General features: G+C 40.0%; 16 protein-coding genes and 1 pseudogene. 10 read left to right on the top strand and 7 right to left on the bottom strand.

The window, feature by feature from the left end:
• Positions 1-33: 33 nt before the first annotated feature.
• Both putP and PZE06_RS03710 read right to left on the bottom strand, forming a co-directional pair.
• Positions 34-1,515 (bottom strand): sodium/proline symporter PutP, encoded by a 1,482-nt coding sequence (gene putP, locus PZE06_RS03715; RefSeq protein ID WP_150915256.1) that lies wholly within the window; start codon positions 1,513-1,515, stop codon positions 34-36.
• Positions 1,516-1,934: 419 nt separating this feature from the next.
• The gene (locus PZE06_RS03710) at positions 1,935-2,858 is read right to left on the bottom strand and encodes a proline dehydrogenase family protein (RefSeq protein ID WP_150915257.1); all 924 of its coding nucleotides are present in this window, start codon (positions 2,856-2,858) and stop codon (positions 1,935-1,937) included.
• A gap of 405 nt (positions 2,859-3,263) precedes the next feature.
• Between PZE06_RS03710 and PZE06_RS03705 the strand changes: the two genes are divergently transcribed.
• The 3 genes from PZE06_RS03705 to msrA are packed head-to-tail and all read left to right on the top strand — an operon-like array spanning position 3,264 to position 6,530.
• Complete coding sequence (locus PZE06_RS03705) at positions 3,264-4,643, top strand: sigma 54-interacting transcriptional regulator (RefSeq protein ID WP_150915258.1); 1,380 nt, start codon at positions 3,264-3,266, stop codon at positions 4,641-4,643.
• On the top strand, positions 4,621-5,562 hold the full coding sequence (locus PZE06_RS03700) for an aminoglycoside phosphotransferase family protein (protein WP_150915259.1): 942 nt from the start codon (positions 4,621-4,623) through the stop codon (positions 5,560-5,562). The genes PZE06_RS03705 and PZE06_RS03700 overlap by 23 nt, the downstream gene beginning before the upstream one ends.
• Before the next feature lie 11 nt (positions 5,563-5,573).
• Entirely contained in the window at positions 5,574-6,530 is a 957-nt protein-coding gene (msrA, locus tag PZE06_RS03695) for a peptide-methionine (S)-S-oxide reductase MsrA (RefSeq protein ID WP_150915260.1), read from the top strand.
• A gap of 59 nt (positions 6,531-6,589) precedes the next feature.
• Here the strand turns inward: msrA and PZE06_RS03690 are convergent, their stop codons facing one another.
• Together PZE06_RS03690 and PZE06_RS03685 are read right to left on the bottom strand one after the other, a co-directional pair.
• Positions 6,590-8,710, bottom strand: coding sequence for an MMPL family transporter (locus tag PZE06_RS03690; protein ID WP_150915261.1), 2,121 nt, complete (start codon positions 8,708-8,710; stop codon positions 6,590-6,592).
• A 265-nt stretch (positions 8,711-8,975) separates the two neighbouring features.
• Positions 8,976-9,551 (bottom strand): TetR/AcrR family transcriptional regulator, encoded by a 576-nt coding sequence (locus tag PZE06_RS03685; RefSeq protein WP_150915262.1) that lies wholly within the window; start codon positions 9,549-9,551, stop codon positions 8,976-8,978.
• 213 nt (positions 9,552-9,764) lie between these two features.
• Between PZE06_RS03685 and PZE06_RS03680 the strand changes: the two genes are divergently transcribed.
• Positions 9,765-11,318, top strand: coding sequence for a BCCT family transporter (locus tag PZE06_RS03680; protein ID WP_150915263.1), 1,554 nt, complete (start codon positions 9,765-9,767; stop codon positions 11,316-11,318).
• A gap of 118 nt (positions 11,319-11,436) precedes the next feature.
• On the opposite strand, the gene PZE06_RS03675 is transcribed toward PZE06_RS03680, so the two are convergent.
• The 3 genes from PZE06_RS03675 to fbpA form a co-directional block, all read right to left on the bottom strand.
• Positions 11,437-12,612: an MFS transporter gene (locus PZE06_RS03675; RefSeq protein ID WP_150915300.1), complete on the bottom strand. Its 1,176-nt coding sequence runs from the start codon at positions 12,610-12,612 to the stop codon at positions 11,437-11,439.
• 773 nt (positions 12,613-13,385) lie between these two features.
• Entirely contained in the window at positions 13,386-13,538 is a 153-nt protein-coding gene (locus PZE06_RS03670) for a hypothetical protein (protein WP_191963186.1), read from the bottom strand.
• Positions 13,528-13,701: a Fur-regulated basic protein FbpA gene (fbpA, locus tag PZE06_RS03665; protein ID WP_150915264.1), complete on the bottom strand. Its 174-nt coding sequence runs from the start codon at positions 13,699-13,701 to the stop codon at positions 13,528-13,530. The genes PZE06_RS03670 and fbpA overlap by 11 nt, the downstream gene beginning before the upstream one ends.
• A gap of 226 nt (positions 13,702-13,927) precedes the next feature.
• Between fbpA and PZE06_RS03660 the strand changes: the two genes are divergently transcribed.
• The 6 genes and pseudogenes from PZE06_RS03660 (at position 13,928) to PZE06_RS03635 (ending at position 20,779) form a co-directional block, all read left to right on the top strand.
• The gene (locus PZE06_RS03660; RefSeq protein WP_150915265.1) at positions 13,928-14,260 is read left to right on the top strand and encodes a MerR family transcriptional regulator; all 333 of its coding nucleotides are present in this window, start codon (positions 13,928-13,930) and stop codon (positions 14,258-14,260) included.
• A 401-nt stretch (positions 14,261-14,661) separates the two neighbouring features.
• Positions 14,662-16,383: an ABC transporter ATP-binding protein gene (locus PZE06_RS03655; RefSeq protein ID WP_150915266.1), complete on the top strand. Its 1,722-nt coding sequence runs from the start codon at positions 14,662-14,664 to the stop codon at positions 16,381-16,383.
• Positions 16,384-16,396: 13 nt separating this feature from the next.
• On the top strand, positions 16,397-18,130 hold the full coding sequence (locus PZE06_RS03650) for an ABC transporter ATP-binding protein (RefSeq protein WP_150915301.1): 1,734 nt from the start codon (positions 16,397-16,399) through the stop codon (positions 18,128-18,130).
• A gap of 65 nt (positions 18,131-18,195) precedes the next feature.
• Positions 18,196-19,092, top strand: a pseudogene (locus PZE06_RS03645) (NAD(P)/FAD-dependent oxidoreductase).
• 38 nt (positions 19,093-19,130) lie between these two features.
• A complete protein-coding gene (ybaK, locus tag PZE06_RS03640; RefSeq protein ID WP_150915267.1) occupies positions 19,131-19,610 on the top strand; it encodes a Cys-tRNA(Pro) deacylase in 480 nt (159 codons plus the stop codon).
• Positions 19,611-19,687: 77 nt separating this feature from the next.
• On the top strand, positions 19,688-20,779 hold the full coding sequence (locus PZE06_RS03635; protein ID WP_150915268.1) for a PRK06851 family protein: 1,092 nt from the start codon (positions 19,688-19,690) through the stop codon (positions 20,777-20,779).
• Positions 20,780-20,983 lie beyond the last annotated feature (204 nt).

The raw sequence follows: 20,983 nt of genomic DNA, 5'->3' as shown, positions 1-20,983 counted from the left end.
TCACTCAAGGGAAACGTCCCTTGAGTGATTGGTTTAAGCTTGAATGGAGGAGTCGTCGCTCTTAAATTCATTTTCAAATTCATCAAACTGTTCAACAATAGCATAAGGCGGCTTAGTCAATAAGCTGACAACATAGATGGCAATTGAGCTAAAAGCAAAGCCTGGAATCATTTCATACAGAGTTTTAGATAACCCGACATTTGCCCAAATAATGACCGTTGCTGCCCCAACAACCATTCCAGCTAGTGCTCCCCATCTCGTCATTCTTCTCCAATAGAGGCTAAATAGAATAAGTGGTCCGAAAGCGGCTCCAAAGCCTGCCCAAGCATATCCGACTAGATCAAGAATAGTTGAATTTTTTTCCCATGAAATGGCGAGTGCCACAAGGGAAACAACAAGTACTGAAATTCTTCCAATGAAAACGAGTTCTTTATCTGTGGCAGAACGGCGGAAGAAGGTTTTATAAATATCTTCTGTAAGTGAGCTCGATGAAACTAACAACTGCGATGAAATTGTGCTCATGATAGCTGCTAGAATAGCTGCAATTAAGAAACCGGTAATAATCGGATGGAACAGTACATCGCCTAATAGAATAAAGACGGTCTCTGGATCATCTAAACCTTCGCCTTTTGTAGCAAAATATGTGATGCCAAGAAATCCGGTAACGATGGCGCCGAGCATGGAAAAGATCATCCAGCCCATTCCGATACGCCTTGCTTTTTTAATCTCTTTAACGGATTTAATTGCCATAAAGCGAACGATAATATGCGGTTGGCCAAAATAACCTAAACCCCACGCAAATAAAGAAATAATTCCTAAAAAGCTTGTACCTTGGAAAATATTGAGGAGAGCTGGATCAATAGAACGAACGGTTTCAATTGGACCGTCTCCACTTACCTGAATCCATGTAACAAGAGGTACGAGAATAAGGGCGATAAACATGATGAGTCCTTGAACAAAGTCTGTCAAGCTTACAGCTAGGAATCCGCCAAATAATGTATAGGCAACGACTACAGCAGCGACAATCCATAGTCCCGTTGTATAGTCCAGACCAAACATACTTTGGAACAATACCCCTCCGGAGACCATTCCTGACGAAACATAGAAAGTAAAGAAAATTAAGATAACAAGGCCAGAAATAATTCGTAGAATTTTAGAGTGATCGCCAAAACGGTTTTCTAAGAAAGCCGGGATGGTAATAGAGTTATTTGCTTTTTCTGTAAAGGTTCTAAGACGAGGTGCTACATAAATCCAGTTTGCCCATGCTCCAAGTGCGAGTCCAATCGCGATCCATGAACCGCTAATGCCCGTCGCATAAATAGCTCCAGGGAGCCCTAATAATAACCAACCGCTCATATCAGAGGCTCCGGCGCTTAATGCCGTAACCGCTGGGCCGAGCGTTCGTCCGCCGAGCATGTAATCGGTTAAATTGGATGTCTTTCTATAGGCATAGAAACCGATCCAGAGCATGCCAATCATATAGATGACAATTGAAATAAGTAACGCAAAATCCATGCACTTTCCCCCTTGTAAATAGTTATTTCGATAAAATATTACTCTATTTTGAAAAGAATAACAAACTAAAAATTAAAAAAATTTTAACAGTATTTATACATATGCAATCTAGCACTAAACGATTATTCTTCTTGCTGTCATGCTAAAGATTGGTGGTATTAGGGTTTTTACTTCATTTGATCAAATCGGTGCATTTTTCAATATGACTGAGACGAGGGATGATTTTCCTCAATTAAGCCAATCATCATAGAGCGATGTAAACAATACTGTTGATCAGGCTATTTTCGCTCTGACTCGATAAAACGAGGGATAACGTTTCATCGAGTTAGAGCTTTCTTCGTTCTGCTGTAAGCCGGAATTCTGTCGAGGTGTGCAGGATAAACCTTTTAAAAAGGGCGGCAATTCGAAAGTCCGCAGAATTATTTTTTAGAGAAAAAGCCTCTTAGAGCAAATCCGACATTCTGTGGTCTTTCTGCTAAGCGGCGCATAAAATAACCGAACCAATCATCACCGAATGGAACATAGACACGCATCTTATATCCTTCTTTAACAAGGCTTTCCTGGAGCTCTTCGCGAAAACCGTAGAGCATTTGAAATTCAAATTGATCACGTGAAATATGGTTATCCTCTGCAAATTTTTTAACCTTTGCGATAATATGATGGTCATGTGAAGCGATGGCTGTGTAGCTCCCGCTTTGCAAGTGTTCTTTAATAATCTTCATGTAATTCCCATCAATTTCTTTTTTATCTTGATAAGCAACGGCAGGGTCTTCTTTGTAGGCTCCTTTTACAAGTCGCAAAGAAATTCCCTTTAGATTCTTTACATCATTGTGGGCGCGGTGTAAGTATGCCTGGATGACCGTACCGACATTATCAAAGCCATACACTTCGCGGAGCTCGCGTAAAATGTCTAACGTTATTTGACAATGAGCATAATCTTCCATATCAATTCTTACAAAATTATTTGTTCTTTTAGCGGCATCAAGAATTTGGCACATATTTTTTACACAAAATTCCCGATCAATATCAAGTCCAAGCTGAGTCATTTTGACAGATAAATGGCTTTTTACCCCTGCTTTTCCAATTGCTTCTAGCGTGCGGACATTGTATTCGGTTGCCTGCAAGGCCTCTTCAGTGCTATGAACAAATTCTCCTAAATGGTCCAATGTACATAAGATTCCTTTGTTATTAAGCTCTTGTACAGTTTGAATGGCATGATCGATCGTTACGCCCGCTACCACTTGTGCTGCACCGAACTTCAGCCCCCATTTTCGAGCTGCTTTATTCAACCCTTTGTGCTGAGATACATAGAGAAAAAAATTTTTAGAAACTGTCGACAACATACAATTTTCCCCCATTATATATAGTTTCCAAAACTAAGCAATTCCTTGATTAACAATAAACGCTGGTTTTTTATAACAATGCAAAAAACATGCCAACATTAAAAATATAAAAAATAGATATTTAAGCTCCATTTATTATGAATAAGGAGGAATAAAAAGAATAGCGCTAAAACGGCTATCGCTTCGTGTTTTGCAGGTATCCTAAAAGGTGGAGTCTTCTGAATTTTTGCTTTTTAACTTGAAGTACGCTATCAAGGAATTAATTCATTTATAAAAATATTCTTTACATGTTGTTTACGAGATTGTATTGTTTGGTTAACAAAAGTGTTTATAGCTGTATCTTTTTTATACAAAATGGATGTTCAATAGTTAAACAGTCCTCTATAAAAAGGTGGGTCGATATACATGGAAGATCGGTTTGCTCTACAAACGTTGCAGGCAATATTGTCGTCTTTGGAGGAAGCGATTTCAGTTGTTAATACAAAGGGGGAGTTAGTGTACTGGAACGAGGCGGCTGAAAGAACGTATCAAATTAAAAAAGAAGAAATCATCGGGAAAAACATCCGCGACTTTTTTCAGCAAGAGGATGTGATGCACTTAAAGGTTTTGGCAACAGGTAAGCCTGTCCGGGATGTTTACCATATGCCAAGGTCTGACAAACATGTGCTTATTAGTACGACCCTGCTTCGCAATGAAGAAAATGAAGTCATGGGTAGTTTGTCGATTGAAAAAGATATTACGTCGACGATTCATTTAAATGAAAAACTATCATCGGCGTCAAAGGAATTACAGCAATTAAGGCAGCATATGAATCAACAGCATGATGATCCGTTTACAAAAATTAAGGGCGTCCATAGCTCAATCCAGCAGTTGATTCATCAAGCGAAGAAAATGGCAAAATCAGATGCACCGATTCTGATTAGCGGCGAGAGCGGTGTTGGCAAAGAGCTATTTGCCCATGCCATTCATGAGAAAAGCGATAGAAAGGAAAAACCATTCATTCCGATCAATTGCGGAGCGATTCCGAATGCGTTGTTTGAAAGCGAACTCTTTGGTTATGAATCAGGTGCTTATACGGGGGCGTCAAGAGGAGGAAAGCCCGGAAAATTGGAACTGGCAAATGGAGGAACTCTCTTTTTAGATGAAGTAGGCGAACTCCCTCTTGATATGCAAGTAAAGCTACTGCGGGTTCTGCAGGATAGAGAAGTTTACCGAATTGGAGGATTAACCCCGAAACAGGTTGATATTAGAGTGATTGCTGCTACAAATCGAATTTTAGAAAAGATGGTTGCTGAAGGTGCTTTTCGCTCAGATCTATATTATCGCTTAAACGTGTTCTCCGTAAACATTCCGCCATTACGGGAAAGGAAAGAGGATATACCGTTGCTTGTTTATGATTTTCTTGAGGAATTCTCCTATAAATATCAAAAACAGGACTATACGATTGGGCAGAATGCTTTGGCGGTATTGCTTGACTATGATTGGCCAGGCAATATTCGTGAGCTGCGAAATTTAATGGAAAGGCTCGTCGTGTTAAACGAAAGTGGTGAAATTACCGAGACAGATCTATATCAAGTACTTCATGTTGGGAAAGAGCCTTCCGTACATCTTGATTTACAAGTGGCCTCCCTTGCAGCTGAGAAAGAAAGATTGGAAAAGGAACGGATATTGGAGACTTTGCAAAGTACATTTGGGAATAAAAGCATTACAGCAAAAAGGCTTGGCATGTCACGGGCGACTTTATATAAAAAGATGAGAAAGTATGGAATTGTATTTGAAAAATGATGGGAGAGAGCAAATGTATATTCCACCTTCATTTCGGGAAAAAATGACACGAGCCTTTAAAGAAGAAGGAGCACGATGGATAGACACCCTTGAAGAACGTGTCAATGGTTACTTGGCAAAGTGGAATCTAACCCCATTGGGGCCGGTTTCAAATTTATCTTATCATTATGTGTTAAATGTGTTAGATGAAAACGGTGTGCCAACGATTTTAAAAGTGGCCCTTTCGAGTCATGATTTGGAAAATGAAATGAGAGCATTGCAGCTTTATGATGGAAACGGCTGCTGTAAGTTATTAAAAGCAGATGTGGAGAATGGCGTCATTCTTTTGGAAAAATTGGCTCCAGGGACGATGCTTGCAGAGTTAGGGGATGAAGAACAAGCGCTAGAGCAATTTATGAACGTTTGGAAAGCGATTCGTCGCGAAGTGCCGAAGGAGTCTCTTTTTCCTATGATTCATCAATGGGCTTCCCAGCTATCGAGATGCAGGAAAATGCAAGAGTATCAGACTGGCCAGTTTTCGGAAGAAATTTTGCAATTAGCTGAGAACTTTTTTGGGGAGATTAACGATACAACCGACGGTCTGCAACTGCTCCATGGAGACCTTCATCATGAAAATATTCTTTTTGCAGAGGAGAGAGGATGGATGGCGATTGATCCGAAGGGAGTTATTGGCGATCCTTATTTTGATGTCGTTTCATTTCTAATGAACCATCTGCAGGAAAAGAAAGATCCGAAGAGAGTGTTATGGAAGAGAGTTGAAGTACTGTCCCGCGGGTTGTCATTGGAGCGGAAACGACTATTAAAAGCGGGACTAGCGATGACAGCATTGTCAGCCTTTTGGAGTATGGAAGAAGGCGATCAGAGCTGGAAGCAAACCTATCAATATACATGGTGGTTTCATGAGTGGTTAAGAAAGTAAGGAGGATGGGCATGGTGGAGCAATGGGAAAAGGCAACCTTTGCTGGTGGTTGTTTTTGGTGCATGGTTTCTCCCTTTGATGAGCAACCAGGAATTAAAGAAGTGATTTCGGGTTATACAGGTGGACATAAAGAGAATCCAACCTATGAAGAAGTGTGTTCTGGAACGACAGGACATTATGAAGCTGTGCAAATTACCTTTGATCCAACAGTAATGACTTATGAAAAACTGTTAGAGATCTATTGGCAACAAATCGATCCAACGGATGAGGGAGGGCAATTCAACGATCGTGGCGCATCATATCGTACAGCGATATTTTACCATCATGAGAAGCAGAGAATTGCTGCGGAGAAATCAAAAGAAAGGCTTGAAGCTAGCGGACGTTTTTCGAACCCCTTTGTCACGGCAATTTTACCTGCAGCTCCTTTTTATCCGGCTGAAGAGAAGCATCAGGGTTATTACAAGAAGAATCCTTTTCATTATAATTTGTATAAAGAAGGCTCTGGACGCGCCAAGTTTATTCGTGAAAACTGGAGGAAGATACCGTCAGATGAAGAGCTCCGCAAGCTTTTAACTCCGATTCAGTATGAAGTGACAAGAAACAATGGGACAGAGCCACCTTTTCAAAATGAATATTGGAATATGGAAGAGGAGGGTATTTATGTCGATATCATATCGGGAGAACCTTTATTTTGTTCCCTCGATAAATATGATGCAGGCTGCGGCTGGCCCAGCTTTACGAGGCCAATCCGTCGCATGGACTTGGAAGAAAAGTTTGATACGTCTCACGGTATGAGGAGAATTGAAGTCCGCTCGAAAACTTCCGATTCCCATCTCGGTCATGTCTTTGATGACGGCCCAGGTCCGGACCGAGCAAGATATTGCATAAACTCAGCCGCATTGAAATTTATTCCGAAAGATAAGCTTTACGAAGAAGGATACGGCCGATATATGAGGCTTTTTGAGTGAAAACTAGATAGTAATAAAACAAGGTCAACGAGAAAACGGTGGTTGACCTTGTTTATTGTTTAATTTTCGGTTGGCCTGCTATCCGCTTTATCCTTCTCCACCAATACGATTAACCCTGGTAATAATATTCCACGGATTAAGAACGTATCTAACAAGATGCCGACTGCAACAATGAAGCCAAAAACAAATAGTAGTTCAATCGGCTGGGTCATTAAGACGGCAAAAGTTGCCGCTAGGATTAATCCGGCTGATGAAATGACACCACCTGTATTGGCAACGGCGATTTTTACTGCTTCTTGAACGGGGTGCTTCTTTCGTTCCTCTTGGAACCTTGATACGAGAATGATATTATAGTCAATCCCCAATGCAACTAAGAAAACAAAAGAGTACAGTGGGACGCGGTCGCTGATTGAACCGATATCAAATAATAGCGTGCTCAAAAATGTACCGAGTCCTAAAGCGGCAAGGAAGGAAATCAATATAGTGCCCATCATATAAAACGGCATCTTCACCGATTTTGTTAAGAAGATGAGCATGACAAAGATAAGAATGGTTTCCAACAAAACAATGAGGATGACGTCGCGATCGTTGATTTTTCTGTCATCAACTTTTGATGCGGTCTCACCAGCAAAATAAAGTTTCCCTGTTAACTGGCTATCAGAGACGAATTCGTTGCTTATTTCGATCATTTTTTCCAAAGTGTTCATCGTTTTGGTCGCGTAAGGATTTCCTTCAAATGTCAGGTTATAATGAACGGCTGTCTTGTCGTCTGTTACTCCGTTGACACGGATATTGCTGACAAGCTCTTGTGCCGCCAATATGTCTTTTAATGCCTCAATTTGCTCGGTTGTTAATGGATTCGTAGATTCAAATAAAACAGTTGTAGGGGCAAGATCCCCTTTTTCGAACTTATCTTCTAGAATTTCGTAGCCCTGACGAGAAGGCATATCGTCTGGGAATGATTTCATCGTGTCAAATTCATATTTTAAGTTGAATATATTACTGGCAGAGATTAGAAGAATGAGACTGATAACTGCTACAGAGAGCTTTGGCTTATTGGTCACAAATCGGCTGATTTTTCCCCAAAATGAGTGCGTTTGAGTATTGGGCTCACCTACTTTAGGGATTTTAGGCCAGAATGACTTTCTGCCGAATAACGTAAATAAAGCTGGGATAAGCGTTATCGATGCAATCATGATAATGACCATGGCTGTTGCAAAAGTCGGGGCAAAGTTACGATAGTCCCCTGATTGCGCAAAAAATAATACAAGCATGGCTGCTAGCACGGTTCCACCGGAAAAGAAAACGGGCATTCCTGTTTCTTTCATGGCTGCTTGCATAGCTTCATATTTGTTCTCATAGGTTTTTAATTCCTCGCGGTAACGAGAGAAAACAAATAAAGAATAATCAATCACTGCGGCAAATAATAGAATCGACATGATCGATATCGTCTGGCTGCTTATCTCGAGTCCACCATTGCCCATGATTCCAAGCGTTTGTGTCACAATTTGATAGACAAAAACAGCTCCGAGTAATGGGATTAAGGCTAATAAAGGTGAACGATAGATAACGATTAATAAAACTAAAATGATTCCGATTGTTGCAAAGATCAGCACTAAATCAGCACGGGAAAATAAATCAAGGGTATCAGCTGCTATTCCAGCTGGTCCTGTTACATAAAGAATGAGCTCGGATGAATCCTTTACGATTTGATTAATATGTGCAATCGATTTTTGCATTTCTTTTGTCTCTAAAGAAGAATCAAAGGTCAGAGGAATTAAGGCGGTTGTTTCATCCTTTGAAAAAAATTCAGCTGTTGCTTGAGGCGGCAGAGCTGATAACGGTACAATCTGTTGGAGCCCAGGGATTTTTTCGCTACCAATCTTATCTAAGAGACTAGTCAGGTCTGAAGGGTGTACGTTGTCACCTTCGTTTTTTGATTGGAAAACTAAAATAGCAGGTACTCCTTCACCGTTTTTAAAATACTGTGTTATTTTCTCTTGGGCAACAACGGAGATTGCATCATCAGGAAGAGTATCTATGTTTGAAACTTGATGATCATGTATGCTCGGTGCAAATAAAGTCAAGGCAATCGTAGCGATGAGCCAAAGAGTTAAGGTAATCCGTGTTCCTTTTTTTGTGGTAACGCGATCAGTGACAGCCTGTATGAATGTTTTCATGATCTATTCCTTTCTAAAAAGCTTTGTGAAACCACATTGTTGATTAAGTATTTTTTAACCATTTCGTGTGAAATCTTGGTCTATTATCTCTTTTAAGCACAGTTTAAAGAGCCAGAGAGAAAAAATGAGCAAAAAATCAAACCGATTTCTAACAATGCCTTCTTAAGAATAATTCACCCAAAGTGACACAAGTGTCACTTTGGGTGAATTTGAAAGTAACACTTGTGTTACTTTTTATTATCTTTAAAAGTAACACAAGTGTCAACTATTGATGATTTAAAATTCCATGACAAAGAATCTCTTTTATGGATTGAACCCATTTTGATTGCGGAATATCAAAATGATTAGGGATCATAATGGATTGGAAGATAAATCCAAGAATTAATGTATCCGGTACTGATGGATTCAACTTTTGTTCTTCTCTCCCAAGATCGATAAATTCTTGGAGATGCTGATACATCTTAAGGCGAAGGTCCTCTAACTTGAAGACATCTTCTTTCATTTTTAAATTCTCATGAATTGGAATACGCTGTCCGATTTCGATTAATCTTGGAACAGCAGGATTTTTAAAAATAAGCTCTAATAAAAACGTTAATTTTTCGTCAAAAGATGGAAATTGCTCAACATTTTTTAATTCTGTCAGAAAAAGTTTCATTTCGTGCCGCATAAAGTTGACGATAAGTTCTTCCCGGTTATCAAAGTATTTATAAATGGCTCCTCTTGAAATATCCAATTTCTCAGCTAAAAGGCCAAAATGAAAGCCATCATAGCCTTGCTCAAGCAAAATTTGTTTTGTGGCATGGTATAAATCTTCTGTGGAGAATTTGCGGTCGCGTGCCATTGGGTCACCCCCTAGCCATTATTATAATGCAAGAAAATAAACAATGAAATCATTGTTTATTTCACTGCTAATACGGGTAGGTATGTTTTAAACCGATCAGATTGGTTGTGATTAACTTAAACTTTTTTTATTACGATAGTTCGGTCGCATACGAATTCATCTAGGAAAACAGGTCAAAATAAGAGGGAGATCGTATTATTTGAGGGGGCTTACATGAATAAACAAATGTGGAAAAACCCTGTATTTTCCGTTTCGGCAGCAATTATTTTAATTCTCGTGATTATTGGGGCGATTGCGCCTGGAAAATTCGGTGCTGTTGCTGGGAGATTGTTCAATTTTACGACTGTTAATTTTGGCTGGTTCTATCTTCTTGCTGTCTTTATTATCATCGTTTTCTTAATAGGGCTGGCTTTTAGTAAGTATGGAGCGATCCGTTTAGGCGGAGAAGAAGAACGCCCGGAATTTCCATTCTTTACATGGATTGGAATGTTGTTCTCTGCTGGGTTTGGGGCAGGATTAGTCTTTTGGGGAGTAGCTGAGCCGATGAGCCATTTTTTCTCGACTCCTTTTGAAGGGGTGCAGCCTCAGACAGAAGAGGCTGCGAGAATTGCGATGGGCTATTCTTTTTTTCACTGGGGAATCAGTCAATGGTCGGTATTTGCCATCGTAGGGCTTGTGATAGGCTTTCTTCAGTTTCGCAAAAATAAAGATGGACTTGTTTCTACTGCTCTTGAACCCGTCGTCGGGGAGAAGCCAATTGTAAAAAGTTCAATCGATACCCTATCTGTAATTGCGACAGTAATGGGGATCGCTACTTCGTTAGGTTTAGGTGTTTTGCAAATGGCAGGGGGGCTCCATAGTGTATGGGGAACGGGCAATTCGTTTCTAATTCAGCTCATCATTATTTTTATTATCTTTATTGCTTATATGTTTTCCTCCACAACTGGGTTGGATAAAGGTATTCGTTTTTTGAGTAATTTAAATTTAGGCATTGCGATCCTGCTTCTTGTATTTGTTTTAATTGCCGGTCCGACCTTGATGATTTTAGAAAGCTTCACATTAGCCATTGGTGATTATTTTGCCAATTTTATTCAGTATAGTTTACGACTACAGCCTTATCAAGGTGGAACATGGGTCCGTGATTGGACGATTTTCTATTGGGCATGGGCGATTGCTTGGTCGCCATATGTGGGAGCATTTGTTGCACGCGTCTCTAGGGGGAGAACCATTCGCGAATATATTATGGGGGTAATGATCATTCCTCCGTTAATCGCCTGTTTATGGATCGCTGCTTTTGGAGGAACCGCTTTATGGAATGATTTAAATCATCATGCTGGAATTGCAGAAGCTGTAGATGCAGATATTACAAGTGCGCTGTTTATGACATTCAATCAGCTGCCTTTATCAACCATCATGTCAGTTCTGTCGATTTTGCTAATCTTAACCTTCTTAGTCACATCGGCGGATTCCGCGACCTATATATTATCAAGCATGACGACCTTTGGCAGTTTGCACCCGCCGCAGTTGGCGAAATTTGTTTGGGGATTTTTGATGTCTGCTATTGCTACCGCTTTGCTCTATGCAGGGGGGCTTGAAGCGTTGCAAACGGCTTCCTTAATTGCTGCACTTCCTTTTACGTTTTTGTTATTAATGTTGACAATAGCGATTGTGAAGCTGCTTAAACATGAACCGTTGCCAATTCGTAAAGCAGATTTACGACGTTTTCGACGTCTAGAGAAGGCGGCAAATAAGAAGAATAAGGGATAGAGCTTAAAGAAGCATCTCCAGCCTAACATTCAGAATGAATCAGCGAAAAAAATGTGGCAGATACTTAAAAAGCTATGTGAAAAGTCGTTATAAACGGCTCTACGCATAGCTTTTTTGATTATCCCTGTTCTTCCATAATGATGCTCTTTTGTTTGCTTGTGTAGATGAAAAACATAAAGAGTGCGATGACAGATAAACCAATGCCGATCACATAGGGAAGTCCGATAGAGATCGAAAAGAGCCATCCACCTAAGGGGGGACCAATGATTCTGTCAAGAGAATCAAAAGAGGAAAGCATCCCGGTTGTGCTCCCGTGACCAGTATTTGATTTCTTCGTAAGCAGAGAAGATACTCCAGGTCGGATTAACCCATTCCCAATTCCAAAAATGGTCAAATAAAGAGCGGCTGTCCAAAACGAATTGGACAGGAGAATAAGGCCAAAGCCAATTCCAGAAATGATAATTCCCAGTTGGATGACGAATCCTTCTCCGAATTTTTTCGTCATCTTTCCAATTAATCCACCTTGGACAAATGCTTGGGCAAGTCCCATAATCATGAAAATATAGCCAAGCTTTACAGCGTCTAAGTCAGCTTTTTGTGCTGCGAAATAGGCAAAAGTTGCCTCTAATCCTGCAAGTGAGATAGAGACAAAAAGTTGTAAATAGAAGAGCGTGGACACAGGGCTCTTAATCGCTTCTTTCCATGGACCTTTTCGCTTTGAGGTCATCTTGCGATTCTCAATAGTCAGTGATTCTTTCAAGACAAAGATGACCAAAAAGAAAGTAAAGAGCGAAGAGGCAGCAGCGATAAAAAACGGGAGACTTAAGGCAATTTCAGAAAAGATGCCGCCGATAGCAGGTCCAAAAATGAACCCAAGTCCAGTAGCTGCCCCGATGATTCCCATTCCTTTTCCTCTATCCTCTTCAGTTGTAATATCCGCTACATACGCCATGACAGTTGGCATATTAGCCGAAGATAGAAAACCGCCAAGGATTCTAGCTAAGAAAAGCATCCAAAGCTGTTCGGAAAGAGCCATTAGAAAAAAAGAAATGGATAAACCTAATATGCCAATCATGATGACTGGTTTACGACCGATACGATCGGAGAGACGTCCCCACATCGGTGCAAATAGAAGTTGCATAATGGAGTAGACAGCCATCAATAAACCTAGTTCAGTGGGCGATGCCCCGATATTCTCCGCATAAAAAGGTAGCACGGGAATAATTATGCCAAATCCGACCATGACAAGGAACATAACGATAAATAAAATAGGCAATGATTTTTTTGATTCCAAATTCATTTTCACTCCGAGCTTTCTGTTTTCAATCGAACATTGTTAGTGCCAGTAATTTTAAATAAACCATCTTACAATCATAAATTATACCATTGTAAAGGTGGAAAAAAGAAATTCAATTGTGAATACTTTTGAGGTGCCGAGAAAAGAGAAACCATTCTGAGCAAGGTGTTACTTGAATTTAGTTTATAGACGGCAAAAAAAAGGGGGGTGAAAAACCCTTGGATAAATAAAAATAATCATTTTGCAAAAATGGGTTTTCGTTTGCTGAACATCGTCCCCCTTTAGCTTTGCCGTTGCCTATTTTCCTTAGGAAAATGGTTATATATTTGCGTTAAGGAAGGATATTGTCAGTATCACTTTAATTAATTTCCTATCGGTACAATGTACAAAAAGTGAAAATCATAAAAAATAATACGAGCTATATTTAGGGGATTTTATAGGAGGGGTAAATATTTTCGTCGCAGGGTCAATTGAAAGGGGATTGGTCGCCTGCAAAAAAGTATGGGATTGGAAATACATTGATACAAAAATGGGCAAGTTCAGTTTGGAAATGTGCTTAAAATCAGTTGGTTGGAGCGGAACATACCTGATTCCTAGGAAAAATAGCGTTAACACCGAGACAAGGAGGAGCGCTAGCGACAAGAAGGCTTCCTTGAAAGCAATAAAGTTATGGCGATTCCAACATGACAAAAGACATCGTCTCCCGATGCCTTTTGATGACAAGCTGGAAGCACGACGATTACTGTGCTCCCCAAAATCAGCTGTATATTTTACACTACCTTTTGACTGTTCTGGACTTTTCGAAGCAGTTCATCAGCACGCTCTCCTGCTACCTCGGCAAAGTTCTCATAAATTTGATCCCGTAATATATCTAATTCAACGATTTTTTTAGCTAAGTCAATGACATCTTCTTTATTGGCCATTTTTGGTTACTCCCTTCATTTTATTGACTAATTTTTTATATTCAGCTTCAAGCTCTGTTAATGTTAATAATTGAAGTTCCTCTTGCTTGAAAGCTCCGATTCTCGTTAACGCTGAAATCACATACTCTCTTCTCTTACGTACCGCATTTCTCAGCATTGGCATGAGCGCTCACCCTTCACTTGTTTTTCCGCTGGCTTTCTCAATTTCCCCTTTTTCATCCTCTTTTTTTCTATATAGAAACATTGTATGGAGGTTTGCGTATTAAATCACCTAGTTTGTTAAAAAAACTTACAATGTTTTTATTTTTATGTAAGAAAATCTAACAAAAGACTAAAGATTTTTCGAAATCCGGTATATAATTGGAATAAACAATTTGAGGGGTGAAGGGATGAAAGAGGACCCTTTATATAAGAATAGGAAGGTTATTACAATCGGTGTTGTTAGTGAGTTGACAGGTTTATCGGAAAGGCAAATCAGATATTACGAAGAAAGGAAGCTCATCTTTCCTGAAAGAACTGAACGAGGAAATCGCAAATATTCTTTTGCGGATGTGGAGCGATTAATTGATATTGCGAACAAGAGAGATGAAGGTGTACGGACTTATGAAATTAGACAGGAGATGCTGAAAAATAAGAAAAAGGAGGATGATGCAAAAATTCGTAACCAAATGCTGCGAGGGCAAATCAATGCAAGATTCGGAGTTCAGAAAGGGAAAAATTAGTTTCTAAGGGAGAGGTGCTGAGGTGAAAGAGGAAAGGGTAATTCGCTTGAAGTGGATGTAAAGTTTCTTTACATCTGTGGAGTTAGTGATAAGATATCGAGCTCGAATTTCTTTGAATCGGGTTGCGGGATGTTAGTGGATTATTGGCGTGAATTTTCACCGCTTCTGTACGTTTATTGTTGCATATGTTTTTTCCTTTGTACTGATTTAAGAACAATCATTATACGCTCCTCTTGTGCTTTTCTCTTCATAAAGGGAGAGCTCTTTTTTTCTTTCATAAAATTTAGGGAATCGAAGGGTATCGAAAATAATGAATTTTTGGTAAAATTGGTAAATCGAAGATGCTAGCGGATTCCTTTTATTGGGTTTCTTTTACAGCGAGAATGTACGGGGGAAGACAGATGAAGTTATTGTTTAAATTTATTCAACCATACAAATTAGCGATGTGGATTGCCCTTTTTTTTACTATCCTTGAGCTTGCGGTAGAATTGTACCAGCCTGTTATTATGGCCATTATCATTGATGATGGAATTGTCGCTGGGGACCTCAGCATCGTCTATTTATGGGGAAGTGTATTGCTTGGGACCTCTTTGCTAGCCTTTATTGGCGGTATTGTTAATTCTTTTTATGCGGCGCAGGTCAGTCAAGGAGCGGGATATGGTATACGTAAGGAGCTTTTTCAAAAGGTGCAGGAATTTGCGTTTCAGCAATTTCAAAAATTCCCAACGTCTTCACTGATTACAAGATTAACGAATGATGTTACGCAAATTCAAAACTTTATTTTTATGGGTCTAAGAATTGCGCTGAGAGCTCCTTTGTTTATCATCGGCGGCATCATTATGGCTTATATGGTGAATGTAAAGCTTGCTCATATTTTGCTCATAACTGTACCGGTTTTGTTGTTGATTACGCTTTGGTTATTGAAAAAGGGTGTTGTGCTATTTCAACGTGTTCAAAGGAAACTAGATTCATTGAATCGTGTCATTCGTGAGAATTTATTAGGGATTCGTCTCGTAAAAGCGTTTACTAGAGAAACATATGAAGAGAAGCGCTTTAAGAAAGTGAATTCCTCTTTAATGGGGGACAATAAAAAAGCATTGCGGATAATGGAGCTAACGATGCCGATTTTGATGCTGGGAATGAATGGGGCGATGCTTCTCATTCTCTGGATTGGCCATAAAGAGCTGGGGATTGGTACTGCACAAGCGGGGGAATTGGTTGCCATTATTAATTATGCTACGCGAATTATGTTTTCCTTTACGGTGTTTTCTTTTTTAATGATGAATTACTCTCGGGCAAAAGCCTCCACATCAAGGATCACGGATGTTCTTGAAGAAGAAACAGAGAAAGGGAAGCATCAGTCTGCTGTTTGTAAGAGGATTGCTGGCCAGATTGATTTTGATAACGTCTCTTTTCGCTACCAAGATGATTTCGTGTTAAAGGGGCTTTCGTATTCAGTCAAAGCTGGTGAAACAATAGGAATTCTTGGCGAAACAGGCTCGGGAAAATCGTCGCTGTTTCAGTTGATTCCACGATTATATGAGGTTTCAGCAGGAAGAATTTACATAGATCAAAAAGATATACAATCGCTGAATATAGAAAATCTTCGTCAACAAATTGGTTTAGTTCCTCAAGAAGCCCATTTGTTTTCCGGAACGATTATGGAGAACATTCGGTGGGGAAAAGAGGATGCTAGTTTAGAAGAAGTGATGGAAGCGGCGAAAAAGGCGGAAATTCACGAATTTATTATGGGGTTGCCAAAGGGCTATGATACTTTTATCGGTCAACGAGGAGTTAATTTTTCAGGCGGGCAGAAACAAAGGCTTTCGATCGCGAGGGCTCTTGTTAGAAAACCAAGCATTTTGTTGTTAGATGATAGTACAAGTGCGTTGGATGCGCGAACGGAAGCGAGCATTCTTAGCACGTTAAAAAAACAGTCATGTACCATTCTTCTAATTGCTCAAAAAATTAGTTCTGTAAAGGAAGCGGATTCGATTTTCCTCATTCATGAAGGAGAGCTTGTGGCAAAGGGAAGTCATCACGATCTTTTAAGAGAAAGCAGCTACTATCAAAAGATTTATTCATCACAGTCAGAAGGAAAGGAGGCTGGTTGTGTTGGGTAAAAAAGCTCATAATATGAACGGCACTTTACGAAGAATGTGGCGTTATTTTGCAAAGGAAAAGGGTCTCTTTCTCCTTGTTTTGACAATGATAATGATTAGTTCTGTTCTTTCCTTAGCAGGTCCATATTTAATGGGACTTGCTGTAGATGGTGTTCTCGCGGGTTGGACTGGAAGTGTGTTGCTGCAGATGCTCATCTGGCTAATGCTTGTCTATCTTCTTCAGTCTGGTGCTGTCTTTTTTCAAAACTATTGGATGATTGGCATAGCTCAAAATGTCGTTTTCTTTATGAGAAATCAATTATTTGCCCATCTCCAAAGGCTACCGCTTTCATTCTTTCAAAAGCGTCAGCATGGAGAATTGATGAGCCGCTTAACAAATGATATGGAGAATGTCAGCAGAACGCTTAACGGTGCTGTTATTCAAGTAGTGACAAGTACATTAACGTTAATGGGAACGATCGTAATGATGCTATGGCTAAGTCCCTTATTAACGGTGCTAACTTTGCTGATTGTCCCAGTGTTATTTGCTGGAATGAAGTGGATTACAAATCGAACAGGGAGATATTTCAAGGAGCAGCAAAGAAATATTGGAGATATGAACGGTTTTATTGAAGAAACGATCTCAGGTCAAAAAATAATAAAGATGTATTCTCAAGAGAAAAGGGTCATGGCTGAATTTGAGAGCAAAAATGAGGCTCTCCGAACGTCCAGCTATTTGGCGCAAGCTTATTCAGGCTTCATACCAAAGCTGATGAACATGCTAAATAATATCAGCTTTACGATTATTGTTGGAATCGGAGGGATTTTAGCGCTAAAAGGAGCGGTTTCGATCGGGGTGATCGTCACTTTTACGACGTATTCGAGACAGTTTACTCGTCCTTTAAATGATTTAGCGAATCAATTTAATATGATCCTTTCTGCTGTTGCTGGAGCGGAACGGGTTTTTCAAATTATGGATGAAGAGAGTGAAGGAAAGAATGAACAAGGGGCAAAATCAATTTCTACTTTAACAGGAGATATTGTGTTTGATCAGGTATCCTTCTCCTATGAGAAAGAAGTAGCCACACTGAATAGCGTTTCATTCCATGCTTACCCAGGGCAAACGGTAGCCCTCGTTGGTCCAACTGGTGCAGGGAAAACAACCGTTCTTTCTCTTTTGTCGCGTTTTTATGATGCTGATGAAGGAACGATATACGTCGATGGCACGGACATTAAAAATATCACAAGAAAAAGCTTGCGAAGACAAATGGCTTTCGTTCTTCAGGATTCTGTACTATTTCGCACAACTGTGAGAGAGAATATCCGTTACGGCAAGCTTGATGCAACAGATGAAGAGGTAGAAGAAGCAGCGAAGCAGGCCAATGCCCATGATTTTATCATGAAGCTTTCAAAAGGCTATGATACCGTATTAACTTCAGAAGGCAGCGATTTAAGCCAGGGGCAAAGGCAGCTTCTTTCAATTGCAAGAGCGATGCTTGCCGACCCTCGTCTCCTGATTCTTGATGAAGCAACAAGCAGCATCGATACAATTACGGAAATAAAAATTTCAGAAGCCTTGAGCAAGCTTATGCGGGGAAGAACAACATTTGTCATTGCGCATCGCTTAAATACAATCCAACATGCCGATTTAATTCTTGTATTGAAGGATGGCATCGTGATTGAAAAAGGAACAGATCAGGAGCTTATGAAGCAAAATGGCTTCTATGCTGATTTGGTGCAGACGCAGCGGCAAAAAGGAGTTATGTAGGTAGACATATTCACCCTTCTCTCGGGGAAGATATAAAGGAATCTTGTCCGAAAGGAGATTTTTTTTTGAGATATGATTGTGTCATTATCGGTGGAGGAATTGCAGGCTTGCAGGCAGCGATACAATTAGGGAGATACCGGCATCATGTGCTGGTTATTGATGCCGGGGTTGGTCGCTCTACATTATGTAGAAGCTATCATAATCTATTAGGATACCCTGATGGCGTGAGCGGAGAGCATTTGCGGACTGTCGGAAGGAAACAAGCTGAAGGGTTAGGAGTACAGTTTGTCCTTGGTAAAGTATAAGCAGTGAGTAAGAAAGAAGAAGGCTTCGATATTCGAACTGAAAATGGCGATAGCTTCCTTGGAAAAAGACTTTTACTTGCCACAGGTGTGATCGATCGACTACCTCCTTTTCCGTCGTTAATTCCATGTCTTGGTTCTAGTGTTTACGTATGCCCGGATTGTGACGGCTATGAAATAAAGGATCAGAGCGCGCTCGTGCTTGGTTCTGGAAATGTAGGCGCTAATATGGCTTTAACATTATCTTATTGGACGAAGCAGTTAAGCTATATTAATCATGAACAAAGGCCGGTAGACGATAAGCTTCTTCAAAGGCTTCAGGAGAAAGAAATTGATTATTATGCAAGCCCGATTGTGGAATGTTTGGTAGATGGGGAGCAATTTCAAGGAGTTGTATTGCAAAATGGAGTTAAGCTAACAGCTAATCATGGATTCATTGCTTTTGGAGCGAATGAAGTGAAATCTCAGTTAGCAAAGCAGCTTGGTGTGGAATTATTAGAGAACAAACATATTGTAGTCGATCCGCGTACGAAAATGAGCAATGTTAAACATGTATGGGCGGCTGGTGATGTTGTCGCACACTCCGAGCAAGTGACAATTGCATTAGGGGAGGGCTCGCAGGCGGCAATATGGATTCATAAGTCGCTGTTGGAAGCTTGAGACGATAGAAGCAAATGGGAGAAAAGAAGGTTATAGCAGTGAAGGTAAATAAAACGAATGCGATGCGGATTTTAGATAAGAAAAAAATTGCATATGAGCTTTTGACTTATGAGAACAAAGATGGGAAAATAGATGGCCTTTCTGTTGCCGGAAAGATTGGCAAAGTGCCAACAAGCGTTTTTAAAACATTGGTCGCTCAAGGAACAAGCAAGGGAATTTATGTCTTTATCATTCCTGTAGCAGAGGAACTTGATTTAAAAAAAGCTGCCAAGGCAGCGGGAGAGAAAAAGATTGAAATGATTGCTGTGAAAGATATTCAAAAATGGACAGGGTATATTAGAGGCGGCTGCTCGCCAGTAGGGATGAAGAAAGCATATCCAACTTTTATTCACGAAAGTGCGTCAGCTTTGGAAACGATCGTTGTGAGTGCTGGGAAAATCGGAATCCAGCTGGAACTAAAAGCAAGTGAATTACTGTTGATAACAGGAGCAAAGCTAGCTCCGCTCATTAAAGAATAAAGCTTTGAGATAGGCACTCACCCATTATTTTGCTTTTGCATATAAATATCCTGAAGAAATCAAAAGGATGTGTTTATGTGGCTGGGAAGATCAAACATTACTTCGCAGGTGGAAATACGGCTCGCGGATTTTTCAGCTTATTTGATGAGTGCCTAGCAGGGCTAGAGAGAGTGTTTATTTTAAAAGGTGGTCCAGGTACTGGAAAATCAACATTAATGAAAAACATTGGTGCTAAATGGTTAGAAAAGGGGTTTGATCTGGAATTTTTACATTGTTCCTCTGATCATCATTCAATTGATGGTGTAATTATTCGAGAACTTAAAATAGGAGTTGTCGATGGAACAGCTCCCCACGTCATTGAGCCGAAAGTACCGGGTGTCGTTGAGGAATACGTCAATCTTGGCGAGGCGTGGGATTCAGAAAGGCTAGCTTTAAAGAAAGAGAGAATCGTCGATCTCAACAGTAGGGTTCAATTAGCTTTCCGTTCTGCTTATGAAACGCTTGAAGAAGCATTAAAAATTCATGATGAATGGGAGAAAATTTATATTAACAGCATGGATTTTGAAAAGGCTAACAAACTAACTGAAAAGCTGGCAGAATCATTCTTTAACGATATGGTATTAAATAAACACTCGGATGTGAAACATCGCTTTCTAGGTGCAGCTACGCCTGAAGGAGCTGTGGATTTTGTTCCAAATCTGACTGAAGATATTGCCCACCGTTTTTTTATAAAAGGGCGACCTGGCTCTGGGAAATCAACCATGTTAAAGAAATTGGCAGCAGAGGCAGAGTCAAGGGGCATTGATGTGGAGATTTATCATTGCGGTTTTGATCCTCATAGTCTTGATATGTTAATTTTTCGCGAGCTTGGAATTGCCATCTTTGACAGCACTGCACCCCATGAGTATTTCCCATCCCGTGAAGGGGATGAAATTATTGATTTATATGGGACGATAATCGAGACGGGAACAGATGAAATTTTTGCTGATAAAATTAAGCTTTATTCACAAAGTTATCAAGAGAAGATGAAGCAGGCGATTTCTTATTTATCTGAGGCAAAGGGATTAAGAAATGAACTGGAGAGTATTTATATAGCTGCGATGGACTTTGCGATCGTAGACTCTTACAAAGACAGGATCAATGCGGAAATCAAGAAGCTTGCAAAATAAAGGTAATTCAATCAGCCTGAAGGTAACTGTCGTCTAATACTTTTGAGCTTTGTCTTTACTCTGGAATGGCTATCTCATGAGATAGCCATTTTTTATACGAATATGTTAGAATATGAAATAGTCTTAAAAATCAAAATTATTACGGGGTGCAGGGAATGAGCAGTTGGAGTATGTATTGGACATTCACAAGAAAGGCTTTTCTTC

Source organism: Robertmurraya sp. DFI.2.37 (genome assembly GCF_029211245.1).
Lineage (GTDB): Bacteria > Bacillota > Bacilli > Bacillales > Cytobacillaceae > Robertmurraya > Robertmurraya methanolica_A.
This window is presented reverse-complemented; position numbering and strand designations above follow the sequence as displayed.

Coding starts and splice junctions, on each gene's coding strand:
- putP (WP_150915256.1), bottom strand. CDS start 1,515: ATGGATTTTGCGTTACTTATTTCAATTGTCATCTATATGATTGGCATG.
- PZE06_RS03710 (WP_150915257.1), bottom strand. CDS start 2,858: ATGTTGTCGACAGTTTCTAAAAATTTTTTTCTCTATGTATCTCAGCAC.
- PZE06_RS03705 (WP_150915258.1), top strand. CDS start 3,264: ATGGAAGATCGGTTTGCTCTACAAACGTTGCAGGCAATATTGTCGTCT.
- PZE06_RS03700 (WP_150915259.1), top strand. CDS start 4,621: ATGGAATTGTATTTGAAAAATGATGGGAGAGAGCAAATGTATATTCCA.
- msrA (WP_150915260.1), top strand. CDS start 5,574: ATGGTGGAGCAATGGGAAAAGGCAACCTTTGCTGGTGGTTGTTTTTGG.
- PZE06_RS03690 (WP_150915261.1), bottom strand. CDS start 8,710: ATGAAAACATTCATACAGGCTGTCACTGATCGCGTTACCACAAAAAAA.
- PZE06_RS03685 (WP_150915262.1), bottom strand. CDS start 9,551: ATGGCACGCGACCGCAAATTCTCCACAGAAGATTTATACCATGCCACA.
- PZE06_RS03680 (WP_150915263.1), top strand. CDS start 9,765: ATGAATAAACAAATGTGGAAAAACCCTGTATTTTCCGTTTCGGCAGCA.
- PZE06_RS03670 (WP_191963186.1), bottom strand. CDS start 13,538: ATGGCCAATAAAGAAGATGTCATTGACTTAGCTAAAAAAATCGTTGAA.
- fbpA (WP_150915264.1), bottom strand. CDS start 13,701: ATGCCAATGCTGAGAAATGCGGTACGTAAGAGAAGAGAGTATGTGATT.
- PZE06_RS03660 (WP_150915265.1), top strand. CDS start 13,928: ATGAAAGAGGACCCTTTATATAAGAATAGGAAGGTTATTACAATCGGT.
- PZE06_RS03655 (WP_150915266.1), top strand. CDS start 14,662: ATGAAGTTATTGTTTAAATTTATTCAACCATACAAATTAGCGATGTGG.
- PZE06_RS03650 (WP_150915301.1), top strand. CDS start 16,397: ATGAACGGCACTTTACGAAGAATGTGGCGTTATTTTGCAAAGGAAAAG.